The sequence below is a fragment of the Rhodococcus sp. 05-2255-3B1 genome, from assembly GCF_002258545.1.
Classification (GTDB): domain Bacteria; phylum Actinomycetota; class Actinomycetes; order Mycobacteriales; family Mycobacteriaceae; genus Rhodococcoides.
Genome location: NZ_NOZC01000004.1, coordinates 30,803 through 43,724 on the forward strand (window position 1 = coordinate 30,803; position 12,922 = coordinate 43,724).

The window sequence follows — 12,922 nt, forward strand, 5'->3', positions numbered from 1 at the left end:
CTGACCCTGCACCGGGGTCCCTCGGCCAGCGCGCGACTCCGGAAGGAACGTCATCACCTCGTCTTCTGCCCCGCACGATATCTACCTCGTTCCACCGGAGCACGAGACCAACGATGCCGTCACCCGAGAATCTGCCGCATCCGCAGCGCGACTGAGCGAACGATCCGACGTCGTCAGCCACGACGGCCGCTACGCACTGACCATCACCTCCACCACCCCGCACCAGGCGATGGTCGAAGATCTGCTGTTCGTGCGCGCCGTACTCGACGCCGCACACATCAAGTACCTGCTCGTTCGCGGCAACGACGAACGGCCCGTCATCGCCATCGAGCTGGCCGCACGCGAAGCGTTGACCACGGCACTGGTGCACGCCTGCCGCGCCGAGCCGTTCTACTCCAAGACCGTCGATGCCCGCGGGAAAGCAGTGCTGGTGGCCGACGGGTCGCTGTCACCGTCCGCGAACGCACGCATCGTCCGCCTGTACCGGCCGCGCGTCGAGCCGTTCAGTGGGTTGTACTACGGCGCGTCGACGGCCGTGCAGATCGAACTGTGGTCGTTCTCCCCGTCCGAGATCGTGCTGCCGATCGAGAATTCGCTGACCAGGCGCAACATCCGGCCCGACGAGGCCGTCCGCGGTACCGTCGAACGCTTCGGCAGAACCTGGCCGACCATCGAGAACATGTTCGCCGACCATGCGTCGGACATCAATTTCGAGATCGACATCGTCTTCTCCTGGGTCGACGGCTCCTCGGCCGAATTCCAGGCCCAGCGGGCGCGGCGGATGGCGAATTACGTCGTCGGTGAGGGCGACGACTCGGCGGCCCGTTACCGGCAGATCGACGAATTGAAGTACGCCCTGCGGTCGGTGCACATGTACGCGCCGTGGATCAGGCGGATCTTCGTGGCCACCGACTCCCCGAGGCCGGCGTGGCTCGCCGATCATCCCAAGGTGACGTTCGTGCCGAGCGAGGCGTTCTTCGTCGACACCTCCGTGCTGCCGACCCACAATTCGCAGGCCGTCGAAAGCCAGCTGCACCACATACCCGGCTTGTCCGAGCACTTCCTGTACTCGAACGACGACATGTTCTTCGGCCGACCGGTCAGCCCGTCGATGTTCTTCTCCCCCGGCGGGATCAGCATGTTCATCGAGGCGACGACGCGAATCGGGTTGGGTTACAGCGACGCCGACCGCAGCGGGTTCGAGAATGCGGCACGGGTGAACCGTCGAATCCTGCAGGACAGATTCGGTATGACCACTACCCGGCATCTCGAACACGCGGCAACACCGTTGCGGCGCAGTGTGATGCAGGAAATGGAGAACGAGTTTCCGGACGAGTTCGCGTCCACCGCCGCGAGCGCGTTCCGCGCCAGCACCAACATCTCGGTGACGAACTCGCTGTACCACTACTACGCGCTGATGAGTGGACGCGCCGTGGTCCAGAAGGACGCCAAGGTTCGGTACATCGATACCACGACGGTCGCGGGCCTCGACGCCATGGAGAAGTTGCTCCCCAAACGGTCGGTGGACTTCTTCTGCCTCAACGACGGCAGCTTCCCGGAGGTCGACCTCGACCTGCGCACCCGGACGGTGACGCAGTTCCTGGACAAGTACTTCCCCATCGTCGCGCCGTGGGAACGAGAGCAGCGCTAGGCGTCGCTGAACGTCTTCCGCCTCGCACTGTCCGCGATGGTGACTCCCGCTGCGCTCAGCCTGCGTGCGGTCTCCTGAGCCGAGACCGGTTCTCCCACAGTGTCGTACGAGCCCGTCGGCACCACCGAATGCACAACGGTGTCCTCGTAGACGTGGACCAGGTTGTAGCCCTGAGCACCGTCGCGACCGCGCAATCCACCGGCGGGCACGTTCAGATCCTGGGTGTAACACGTGGCCGACGCCACCGAGACGGGAATACCCGCGAACGTGGCCGTCGTCGAATAGTGCAGGTGCCCAGCGAGAATGGATCGCACGTCGGTTCCGCGCAACACATCGGCCAGGCGCGGCTGATCGATCAGCTCGACCAGAACCGCGAGATCGAGCACGGTCGGCACCGGCGGATGATGCATCGCCAGGATCGTGCCGAACTCGGCGGGCGTGGCGAGAGTATCTGTCAGCCAAGCCAATTGCTCGTCGCCGAGCTCGCCGTGATGGCGACCGGGAACCGTCGTGTCGAGCGTGACGACACGCAGACCGTCGACGTCGTGGACGCGATCGATGGACTGCACGGTCGGTTCGGCGTCGAGAAGCTTCTGGCGGAACATCGCACGGTCGTCGTGATTGCCCATCGCCCAGACGATCTGCGCACCGAGTTCCTCGGCCACGGGCTCGACCAACGCCCGCAGCTTCTCGTAGGCACCGGCCTCGCCCTTGTCCGTCAGGTCTCCGGTGAACACCAACGCGTCGGGGCGCACACCCGAGTTGCGTACGTCGGCCATCACCTGTTCGAGCCGCAACTCACTGTCCACGCCGCCGTACAACCGACCGCCACCGTCGACGAGATGCGTGTCGCTGATGTGCAACAAGCAGTGATGGGGACGTGGGTACTCGGCCATCCGAGACTTCATCGAACTCTCGCTCACGATCATCACCTACGGTTTTGCGATCGCCCGGGTCGGACGAACGCCACTGCTGCAAGCCAAGCATACGAGCGTTCGCTGAGAGGAAGCTGGTCGGATCTCGGCGGTGAACACCGCACGAACTTCCGGCGTGTGACAGGTTGTGGGCATGACGAAACCGACGCTGACGACTCTTCTGGCAACTGCAGGACTGACGGTGGGAGCGATGGTCGGCATCGGCGTCGCTCCCGCTGCCGCGCAGGAGCTGCCGACCGTGGTGCTGGTGCACGGAGCCTTCGCAGACAACACCAGCTGGGACGGCGTCGCCGAGGATCTACGCGGCCGCGGCTACCCCGTGGTGACGGCGGACAACTCGCTGCGCGGGCCCGCGATCGACGCGGCCTCGGTCACCGACGTGGTCGAGAGCATCGACGGGCCGGTGATCCTGGTGGGCCATTCGTACGGCGGCACGGTGATCAGCAACGTGCACGCCGACAACGTGGAGGCTCTGGTCTACGTCGCCGCGTTCATGCCCGTCGAAGGCGAACCCGTCGCCCTCGAACTCGATCCCATCCGATTTCCGGTGACCGCGCTGGTACCGCCGGTGATCGGGCTGACGGTCGTCGACGACGCGTCGAACATCATCGGCCGCAACGTCGACTCGTACATCACTCCCGCCCTGTTCCGTCCGTTCTTCGCCCCGGATGTCAGCGAGGAGCAGGCCGCTCGCATGGCCGCACACCAGAAGACGATCGCCGCAGGCGCCCTGCTCGAGCCGAGCGGCCCACCGTCCTGGGCGCACACGCCGTCGTGGGCTCTGATCCCCCAGCAGGATCAGATCATCCCGACCTCCGCCGAGCGGTTCATGGCGCAGCGGGCGGGCGCTCAGGTGACCGAGGTGCCGGGTTCGCACGCGATCCTGGTCTCGAACCCCACGGCCGTGGCCGACCTCGTCGCCGCGGCGGATGCGGGCAGCTGACACCTCCCGAAACGACCTCGGGCCCGGCCACCTTCGACAGGTGGCCGGGCCCGAGGCGTCTTACGACGAGAGTCAGATCCCGATGAGATCGTGATCGGCTACCTTCGACGCCAGGATGCGCAGGTGCTCGTCGGCACCACCGAGAGTGTGCTCGATGGCCACGAGCCGACTGGTGTAGTGCCCGACCGGATATTCGGCGGTGACGCCGATTCCGCCATGCAACTGAATGGCCTCCTGGCCGATCTTGCGACCGGAGCGGGAGATCTGCAGCTTGGCGCGCGAGGCGATGGTCGGGTCGACGTTGCCGTCCGCCAACGACATCGTGGCGTACAGACTCATGCTGCGGGCGAGCTCGAGCAGCACGTACATGTCCGCCGCACGGAAGGTGAGTGCCTGGAACTTGGCCAGCGGAACCCCGAACTGCTTGCGCGCCTTCAAGTAATCGGTGGTCAGACGCAGCGCCTCCTCCATGGCACCGATAGCCTCGGCGCACAGCGCAGCCTGAGCCCGCACCTCGGCGCCGGTGATGGCTGCTGCCGCGTTCTCGGCGGTACCGAGCGGTTCTGCTGCGACATCGACGAATTCGATCTGCGCGGCGCGCTGACCGTCGTGGGTGGCGTAGGACTTGCGCGTGAGGCCGGTCGCATCGGCATCGACGACGAACAGTCCCGTGCCACCGGTGGGCAGCGCGGCACTGACAACGATGACGTCTGCGCTACCGCCGTGCGGAACCGGGTTCTTGACGCCGTTGATCGCCCACGATCCACCGTCCTCGGTGGCGGTGGTGGCGACCTCGATGTCGGGCCAGCGGCTGCCGGACTCGTTGTGCGCGAACGCCAACATCGACGACCCCTCGGCCACCGGCGGCAGGAGCCGCGCGCGCTGCTCGGCGCTGCCGAGCTCGGAGATCAACCCGCCGGGGACGAGGACGGCGTCGAGAATCGGCTCCGGCGCGAGGCGTCGACCGACCTCGGTCATCACGGCCATGATCTCCACGGGACCGGCGTCCATGCCGCCGTCTTCCTCGCCGAACGTCAGACCCAGCAGCCCGACCTCGGCCAGCTGCTTCCAGACGTCGGTGCTCCAGCCCAGTTCACCGGCAACGATCTTGTTGCGCTTCTCGGTGTCGTAGGCCCGCGTGAGCACCTCACGAGTGGTGTCGCGCAGCAGCTTCTGCTCTTCGTTGAGTTCGAAATCCATGTCTTTCAGATGCTCCCTTACAGTCCGAGAATCGCAGAGGCGATGATGGTGCGCTGAACCTCGTTCGAGCCGCCGTAGATGGACACCTTGCGGTAGTTGAGGTACCCCGGTACCGAGCGCTGCGCCCAGCCCTCGCTCTCGATGTCCTCGCCCGCCTCGTAGGGCAGTGAGTCCGGCCCGGCGACGTCCATCAGCAGTTCGGTCGTCGCTTGCTGCAATTCCGATCCCCGCAGCTTGAGGATGGACGACGCCGGATTCGGCTTACCGTCGTCCGAGCTCGACACCAGGCGCAGCTGAGTCAGCTCCAGGGCGAGCAGTTCGTTCTCGACCTCGGCCATCTTGGCCGCGAACAAGGGGTCGTCGAGCAATGTGCCGCTGCCGACCTTCGTCTGCGCTGCGTGCTTCTTCGCCTGTCCCAGATGCACTTTGGTGTGTCCGGCCCGGGCGACGCCGGTGCGCTCGTTGCCGAGCAGGAACTTGGCGTAGCTCCAGCCCTGGTTCTCCTCGCCGACGAGATTCTCCGCCGGAACGCGGACGTTGTCGAAGAAGACCTCGTTGACCTCGACGCTGCCGTCGATCAGCTTGATAGGGCGCATCTCGATGCCGGGAGTGTTCAGATCGATGAGCAGGAACGAGATTCCTGCCTGCTTCTTCGGCGCGTCCGGGTTGGTGCGCACGAGCGCGAAGATCCAGTCGGCGTACTGGCCGAGCGTGGTCCACGTCTTCTGTCCGTTGACGATGTAGTCGTCACCGTCGCGGATCGCGGTGGTGCGCAACGACGCCAGGTCCGATCCGGCCTCGGGCTCGGAGAAGCCCTGGCACCACCAGATGTCGAGGTTCGCCGTCTTGGGCAGGAACTTCTCCTTGAGCTCCTGAGAGCCGAACGTCGCGATGACCGGGCCGACCATCGAGGCGTTGAACGCCAGCGGCTCGGGCACCGACGCCAACTGCATCTCGTCGAGCCAGATGTGGCGCTGCACAGCGGTCCAGTCGCGGCCACCGAACTCGGCCGGCCAATGCGGCACGGCCAAGCCGTTCTCGTTGAGGATTCGCATGGTCGTGACCACCTCGTCCTTGCTCAACTCCTGACCCGTCGCGCTCTTCTCGCGAATCTCGGCCGGGACCTTCGTGGTGAAGAACGTCCGCATCTCGTCACGGAACGCGGCCTCTTCTTCTGTGAGGGCAAGATTCATCGACAATCCTCCAAGCTCGTTCGCGTATCTTCGTATCGACCGTACTCCCTGGTAACTCTGGGATATTCTCCGCTCACTATGACTCTTCTGGCACTGGTTCGGCACGGTGAAACGAACTGGAATCTGCACGGGCGTCTGCAGGGCTCATCGGACATTCCTCTCAACGACACCGGCCGTGCCCAGGCCCGCGAGGCCGGCCACGAACTCGAGTACCGAACGTGGGACCACCTGGTCAGCTCCCCGCTGATCAGAGCAGCGGAAACCGCGGACATCATCGGCGCGCACCTGGGCCTTACCCGCACCGCCGAGTTCCCCGACCTGGCCGAACGGTATTTCGGTGACGCCGAAGGATTCACCGACTGGGACGCGTACTCGCACTGGCCGGACGGCCGGTATCCGGGCCTGGAGCCACGCTCGAACCTGATCGTGCGTGGCGTGCGCGGCGTGGACGAGATCGCCTCGCGCTATCCGGACTCCGCGGTGATCGCCGTGGCGCACGGCGGCGTCATCCGGGCGATCTTCGACGCGATCCGGCGACGCCACTCCCCACGCATCCTCAACGCGGGCGTCTCCACCCTCGAACACGACGGTTCTCACTGGACCGTTCGCACCATCAACGGCATCCCGGTCTGACAGAGTTTTCCTTCATGGAGATCGAACGTCGCATCACCGAACTGGGCTTCACCTTGCCCGGCGAACCGACCGCCCCACCCGGTTTCGAGTACTCGTTCGAGTGGGTTCGCGTGCGCGGCAACCGAGTCTTCGCGTCGGGCCATTCGCCGCTGGAGCAGGACGGTGCCCTGGCAGGACCGTTCGGCGCAGTGCCATCACAGGTGAGTCTCGACGCCGCCACCGACGCCGCGCGCGATGCGGCTCTCGCCGTGCTGGGCAGCCTCGCCCGTGCGATCGGCGACCTCGATCGAATCAGCGCGTGGCTGACCGTCACCGGATCGGTCAACGCCGACCACGGTTTCACTCAGACCACCACGGTCGTCAACGGCTTCTCCGATCTGGTTCTCGCCATCTTCGGTCCCGAGATCGGTGCCCATGCCCGCACCGCACTCGGGGTGGCCGCACTGCCGATGAACAACACCGTCGTGGTGTCAGCGGAACTGGAGATCGACGGGTAGGTTTGCTCCACTCGTACATACGGCGAAAGCGGGCGCAGATGGTGCGCAGATCGATTCTTGCTCTGGTCGCGATTCTGATCGCCATCCTGGGGTTGTCCGGCTGCAGCTCGTCCTCACAGTCGCTACTGGACCGGGTGAAGGACGAGGGCGTACTGGTCGTCGGTACCGAGGGAACCTACAGTCCCTTCAGCTATCAGGGCGACGACGGACAACTCACCGGTTACGACATCGACGTCATCAACGCGGTCGGTGCAGAACTGGGCGTACGCGTCGACTTCGTGCAGACCCCGTTCGACTCGATTTTCGCCGGCCTGCAGTCCCAACGGTTCGACCTCATCGCCAACCAGGTCTCGATCACTCCTGCGCGCCAGTCGGCCTACGACCTGTCCACGCCCTACACGGTGTCGGAAGGCCAGATCCTCACCGCCGCAGACGACTCCACCATCACCTCTCTCGCCGACCTGGCCGGCAAGACCACCGCCCAATCCTCGACGAGCAATTGGGCGGAGGTCGCGGCGAACGCAGGCGCGAACGTCGAGGCCGTCGAGGGATTCGTCCAGGCGGTCACGCTCGTCAAGGACGGCCGCGTCGACGCCACCGTCAACGACTCCCTCGCCATCGCCGAGTACCTGCAGCAGACCGGCGACACCGGCGTGAAGATCGCAGGCGAGACCGGAGACACGACCCTGCAATCGTTCGTGGCCCGCAAGGACAGTGGGCTGATGGACGAGGTCGACACGGCCATCGACACACTGCGCGAGAACGGCACCATCGCCGAGATCTCGAACAAGTACTTCGGCAGCGACGTCGCCGCACCGACCGCGGACACCGTGGTTCCGGAGAGCGAGGACGCCGGAACCACTGCACCGTCGAAGATGCAGTTGGTGCTCGACAACCTGTGGCCGATGCTCGAAGCCACTGTGACCATGACGATTCCGCTGACCGCCATCAGCTTCGTCGTCGGACTCGTCATCGCCCTCGCCGTGGCGCTGGCACGCATCTCGTCGAACAAGCCGCTCGCCGCCGTCGCCCGGTTCTACGTCTCGATCATCCGCGGCACTCCCCTGCTGCTGCAGCTGTTCATCATCTTCTACGGGCTGCCGCAGTTCGGCATCGTGATCTCGCCGTTCCCGGCCGCGGTGGTCGCATTCTCGTTGAATGTCGGTGGCTACGCGGCCGAGGTCATCCGTGCCGCGATACTGAGCGTGCCCAAGGGCCAGTGGGAGGCGGCGCAGACCATCGGGATGGGCTACCGAACGACGCTGCAGCGCATCGTGCTTCCGCAGGCACTGCGTACCGCGGTGCCACCGTTGTCGAACACGCTGATCTCGCTCGTCAAGGACACCTCGCTCGCCTCGACCATCCTGGTGACGGAGCTGCTGCGCGTCGCGCAGCTCGCGGCGGCACCGACCTTCGACTTCTTCACCCTGTACTCCGTTGCGGCGCTGTACTACTGGGCGATCTGCATCGTTCTCTCGTTCTTCCAAGGCAAACTCGAAGTCCGACTCGACAGGTACGTGGCCAAATGACAGACCTGCTGGAAGTATCCGCACTGAAGAAATCGTTCGGGCCACTCGAGGTGTTGAAGGACATCTCGTTCGGCGTGCCGTCCGGCACCGTCACCGTCATCATCGGACCGTCCGGATCCGGCAAGACCACGGTGCTGCGCACACTGAACGCACTCGATCAGGCCGACGCAGGCATCATTCGTATCGGGGACGTGTCGGTGGATTTCTCCGAGCCCGTCGGAGCGCCGCAGCTCCGACATTTCCGCGCCCAGAGCGGCATGGTGTTCCAGAGCCACAACCTGTTTCCGCACAAGACGGTGCTGCAGAACATCATCGAGGGACCGGTGATCGTGCAGAAGCGCGCCAAGGACGACGCCATCCGCGACGCGCACGCCATCCTCGATCAGATCGGTCTCGACGCCAAGTCCGACCAGTACCCGTTCCAGCTCTCCGGAGGCCAGCAACAACGCGTCGGAATTGCGCGAGCTCTCGCCCTTCGACCCAAGCTGATGCTGTTCGACGAGCCCACCTCGGCCCTCGATCCCGAGCTCGTCGGCGAGGTTCTGGCCGTCATCAAAGGCCTTGCCGCGCAGGGCTGGACCATGGTGATCGTCACCCACGAGATTCGCTTCGCGCAGCAAGTCGCCGATCAGGTGCTGTTCATCGAGAACGGCGTCGTCCTCGAACGCGGCACCCCGGAGCAGGTGCTGGTGAACCCCACCGAGCCCCGCACCCGCCAGTTCCTGCAGCGGATATTGGCCTAGCGGCCAGTGGAGTGGTCAAGTGCCGCCTGGGGCACTTGACCACTCCACTGCGTCAGCACCTTGTCCAGGGTGATTGGCAGGTCGCGGACGCGAACGCCGGTGGCGTTGTAGACCGCGTTGCCGATGGCCGCCGAGGATCCGACTGCGCCGATCTCGCCGATTCCCTTGCCGCCCATCGGCGCGAGTTCGGTATCGACCTCCTCGATCCACACCGCCTCGAGGTCGGTGACGTCCGCACACGCCGGGATGTGATACTCGGCGAGATCGTGATTGGCGAACCCGCCGAACTCGTGATCGGTGATGCCGTTCTCCATCAGTGCCATTCCGAGTCCGAACGTCATGCCGCCGATGAGCTGAGACCTGGCCAGCCGCGGATTCATCACCGCGCCGATGCCGAACACCCCGAGCATCCGTCGCACCCGCACCTCGCCGGTGTCGATGTCGACCGCGACCTCCGCGAACTGAGCGCCGAACGCCATGCGCGCCAACTCCTTCTGGCCCTCGACGTCGTCGGTGGTGTCGGCATCGGCAGAGTTGCCCGGCTCGTACGAACCCTGTGCCTTCAGCGAGTGGCAGACCTTGGTGACGGCCCACCCCCAGGACGACGTACCCGAGGACCCACCGGCTCCGGGAGCTTTCGGCAGAGCGCTGTCGCCGAGTTCGAGTACGACGGCATCTGCGTCCACCTCGAGGGCATCGGCGGCGATCTGGCGCAGCACGGTGCGCGCTCCGGTCCCGATGTCCGACGCAGCGACGGACACCGTGATCGTGCCGTCCTGCTCCACGCGCGCCGACGCGGTACTCGGTGAGATCAACACCGGGTAGCTGGCCGTCGCGACTCCCATGCCGATCAGGGTGTTGCCTTCTCGACGGCGACCGGGCGCGGACTCGCGGCGGTCCCAGCCGAACTTCTCGGCACCCTCGCGCAGGCACTGGACCACGCTGCGTGAGCTGAACGGGTTGCCGCTCGCGGGATCGACGTCCGGCTCGTTGCGGATCCGCAGGTCGATCGGATCGATGCCGGTGGCCACAGCCAGTTCGTCGATGGCCGTCTCGACGGCGAACATGCCGGGCGCTTCACCGGGAGCCCGCATCCAGCGCGGAGTTCCGACGTCCAGCTGCGCGAGTCGGTGAGTGGTGCGACGGTTCGGGGACGCGTAGATGTGGCGAGTGGATTCCGACGTCTGCTCGCAGAACTCGAAGATCGTGCTGGTCTGCTGAAACGAGTCGTGCGTGATGGCCTGCAGGGTTCCTGTCGAATCAGCGCCCAGCCGGACGCGATTGAGCGTCGGGGTGCGATAGCCGACGACGTCGAAAAGAGCTTGCCTCGGCAACACCAACTTGACGGTGCGCCCGGTGGCTCGCGCGGCCATCGCCGCGAGGATCACGTTGGGCCGCGTACTGCCCTTGGCTCCGAAACCACCGCCGACGTTCTCCGCGATCACTCGAACGTTCTCGGGCTCGAGGTCGAAGGCCGTGGCGAGGTCGCCCTGAACACCCGACGGTGCCTGCGTCGAATCCCAGACCGTCAGCACGCCGTCGGACCAGCGCGCCGTGGTGGCGTGCGGCTCCATCGGACTGTTGTGCATCGGCGCGGTGGAGTACCAGTTGTCGATCAGATGCTCGGCCGATGCGAGCGCCGCATCGGGATCGCCGACGGTGACGTCGGTGGGAAACCCCGCGTTGACCGATTCCGGCGCATACAGCGAACCGTGGTCTGCGGTCAGAGTGTTGTCGGGAGAACGCACCTCGGCGTAGCGCACCAGCACTCGGGCTGCGGCGGCGCGGGCATCCTGGAGGGTGTCGGCCACGACGACGGCCACGATCTGACCTCGATAGGCAACGGTGTTCGACTGCAGCACATGCAGTTCGCCGTCCTCGACATCACCCAGTTGCTCGGCGTTGTCGTGCCACAGAACTGCGTGAACCGTAGCGTCGGCGTCCAGTTCGACACGTTCGACCGTGCCGGCAGGAACAGTCGCGGGCACGTACCAGGCGTACAACTGCCCGACGGCCGGCGGCTGCTCGGCGGCATAACGGGCTCGACCGGTGACCTTCGCGATCGATTCGGTGCGCTGGATCGGTTGTCCGATCGATGCGGTCATGACCGATCTCCCGACTCCGTGAGTTCGACCAACGTGCGAGCGACCAGGTTGGTCACGAGCGGGACCTTGAATGCGTTGTCACGCAACGGCTCTGCTGCGTCGAGTTCCAGCGCGATCGCGCGCCGGAACGACGCCTCGTCGGCGGCCGCGCCGAGCAGCGCGTGCTCGGCCGTGCGGGCCCGCCACGGTTTGTGCGCGACACCGCCCAGCGCGATCGACACCCCGCGCACGATCCCGTCCTCGACGTCGAGAGTGGCGGCGACCGAGGCGATCGCGAAGGCATAGGACTGCCGGTCGCGCACCTTGCGGTAGGTCGAGACGGTACCGGCCGCCGGTGCCGGAATCTCGACGGCCGTGACGATTTCGTCTCGGGCCACGGTGTTGTCGCGCTCGGGCGCGTCACCGGGCAACCGGTAGAAGTCGTCGATGTCGACCACACGCTCACCGTCGACCCCCTGGACGACGATGCGTGCGTCGAGGGCGGTCAGCGCGACCGCCATGTCGGAGGGATGCGTCGCCACGCAGGCCTGCGAAGCTCCGAGAATGGCCAGGTTTCGGTGTTCACCATTACGGGCCGGGCAGCCCGAACCGGGTTCGCGTTTGTTGCACGGCTTCGATGCATCCATGAAGTACACACACCGGGTGCGCTGGAACAGGTTTCCGCCCGTGGTCGCCATGTTGCGCAACTGGCCCGACGCACCGGAGAGCACGGCCCGTGAGAGCACCGGATAGCGCTGACGCACCACCGGATGCACCGCGAGATCACTGTTGGTCACACCCGAACCGACACGAAGCGATCCGTCGTCGGATACGTCTATGTCGTGCAACGGAAGTCGCGTGACGTCGATCAGCGTCGTCGGACCCACGACACCGAGCTTCATCAGGTCGACGAGGTTGGTTCCCCCGCCGAGCACCATCGCGTTCGCGTTCTCGGCGAGGCGGGCCACCGCGTCGTCGACCGCGGTGGCTGCGTCGTACTCGAAGGTCTTCACGATGCGTCCCGTACGGCCGAGACGATATTGCAGTAGGCACCACAACGACAGAGGTTGCCGCTCATACGTTCTCGCACTTCATCGGAGTCGAGTTCGATATCGGCGGCCTCGATGTCCTCGGTGACCGCGCTCGGCCAACCCTGCTTCGCCTCTTCGATCACCGCGACAGCCGAACAGATCTGCCCGGAAGTGCAGTACCCGCACTGGAACGCGTCGCGATCGACGAACGCCTGCTGCACGGGGTGCAGCGTGTCGCCGTCGGACAATCCCTCGATCGTGGTGATGTCGCGATTCTGTTGTGCAACCGCGAACGTCAGGCAGCTGTTGATCCGCCGTCCGTCGACCAACACCGTGCAGGCACCGCACTGCCCGTGGTCACACCCCTTCTTGGCACCGATCAGATCGAGGTTCTCCCGAAGAGCGTCGAGCAGGGTGGATCGGGTGTCGCAGTCGATCTCGCGATCGATGCCGTTGACACGGAGGGTGACGTTGGTCATGCAC

At 65.5% G+C, this 12,922-nt stretch carries 12 protein-coding genes; 6 read left to right on the plus strand and 6 right to left on the minus strand.

Annotation, left to right across the window (positions count from 1 at the left end):
• Window positions 1-229: 229 nt before the first annotated feature.
• Window positions 230-1,651: a stealth family protein gene (locus tag CH249_RS02315; RefSeq protein ID WP_032396539.1), complete on the plus strand. Its 1,422-nt coding sequence runs from the start codon at window positions 230-232 to the stop codon at window positions 1,649-1,651.
• Here the strand turns inward: CH249_RS02315 and CH249_RS02320 are convergent.
• Window positions 1,648-2,559, minus strand: a complete 912-nt coding sequence (locus CH249_RS02320; protein WP_032396538.1) for a phosphodiesterase — start codon at window positions 2,557-2,559, stop codon at window positions 1,648-1,650. The two genes, CH249_RS02315 and CH249_RS02320, sit on opposite strands and share 4 nt — an antisense overlap.
• 160 nt (window positions 2,560-2,719) lie before the next feature.
• On the opposite strand from CH249_RS02320, the gene CH249_RS02325 reads away from it, so the two are divergent.
• On the plus strand, window positions 2,720-3,529 hold the full coding sequence (locus CH249_RS02325) for an alpha/beta hydrolase (RefSeq protein WP_094682119.1): 810 nt from the start codon (window positions 2,720-2,722) through the stop codon (window positions 3,527-3,529).
• A 72-nt stretch (window positions 3,530-3,601) separates the two neighbouring features.
• Here the strand turns inward: CH249_RS02325 and CH249_RS02330 are convergent, their stop codons facing one another.
• Together CH249_RS02330 and CH249_RS02335 are read right to left on the minus strand one after the other, a co-directional pair.
• Window positions 3,602-4,729, minus strand: a complete 1,128-nt coding sequence (locus CH249_RS02330) for an acyl-CoA dehydrogenase family protein (protein WP_094629629.1) — start codon at window positions 4,727-4,729, stop codon at window positions 3,602-3,604.
• Between the two features lie 17 nt (window positions 4,730-4,746).
• Window positions 4,747-5,922, minus strand: coding sequence for an acyl-CoA dehydrogenase family protein (locus CH249_RS02335; RefSeq protein ID WP_032396511.1), 1,176 nt, complete (start codon window positions 5,920-5,922; stop codon window positions 4,747-4,749).
• Between the two features lie 78 nt (window positions 5,923-6,000).
• On the opposite strand from CH249_RS02335, the gene CH249_RS02340 reads away from it, so the two are divergent.
• The 4 genes from CH249_RS02340 to CH249_RS02355 are packed head-to-tail and all read left to right on the plus strand — an operon-like array spanning window position 6,001 to window position 9,324.
• Window positions 6,001-6,555: a histidine phosphatase family protein gene (locus CH249_RS02340; protein WP_094629628.1), complete on the plus strand. Its 555-nt coding sequence runs from the start codon at window positions 6,001-6,003 to the stop codon at window positions 6,553-6,555.
• Between the two features lie 14 nt (window positions 6,556-6,569).
• Entirely contained in the window at window positions 6,570-7,052 is a 483-nt protein-coding gene (locus CH249_RS02345) for a RidA family protein (protein WP_032396509.1), read from the plus strand.
• A gap of 38 nt (window positions 7,053-7,090) precedes the next feature.
• On the plus strand, window positions 7,091-8,581 hold the full coding sequence (locus CH249_RS02350; RefSeq protein WP_094629707.1) for an ABC transporter permease subunit: 1,491 nt from the start codon (window positions 7,091-7,093) through the stop codon (window positions 8,579-8,581).
• Window positions 8,578-9,324, plus strand: coding sequence for an amino acid ABC transporter ATP-binding protein (locus CH249_RS02355; RefSeq protein WP_094629627.1), 747 nt, complete (start codon window positions 8,578-8,580; stop codon window positions 9,322-9,324). Before CH249_RS02350 ends, CH249_RS02355 begins: the two co-directional genes overlap by 4 nt.
• On the opposite strand, the gene CH249_RS02360 is transcribed toward CH249_RS02355, so the two are convergent.
• From CH249_RS02360 to CH249_RS02370, 3 genes are read right to left on the minus strand one after another with little or no spacing between them, the layout of a single operon-like run.
• Window positions 9,321-11,429: a xanthine dehydrogenase family protein molybdopterin-binding subunit gene (locus tag CH249_RS02360; protein WP_094682120.1), complete on the minus strand. Its 2,109-nt coding sequence runs from the start codon at window positions 11,427-11,429 to the stop codon at window positions 9,321-9,323. The genes CH249_RS02355 and CH249_RS02360 overlap by 4 nt on opposite strands.
• The gene (locus tag CH249_RS02365; RefSeq protein WP_094682121.1) at window positions 11,426-12,421 is read right to left on the minus strand and encodes a xanthine dehydrogenase family protein subunit M; all 996 of its coding nucleotides are present in this window, start codon (window positions 12,419-12,421) and stop codon (window positions 11,426-11,428) included. The genes CH249_RS02360 and CH249_RS02365 overlap by 4 nt, the downstream gene beginning before the upstream one ends.
• Window positions 12,418-12,918 (minus strand): 2Fe-2S iron-sulfur cluster-binding protein, encoded by a 501-nt coding sequence (locus tag CH249_RS02370; RefSeq protein WP_045201081.1) that lies wholly within the window; start codon window positions 12,916-12,918, stop codon window positions 12,418-12,420. Before CH249_RS02370 ends, CH249_RS02365 begins: the two co-directional genes overlap by 4 nt.
• Window positions 12,919-12,922 lie beyond the last annotated feature (4 nt).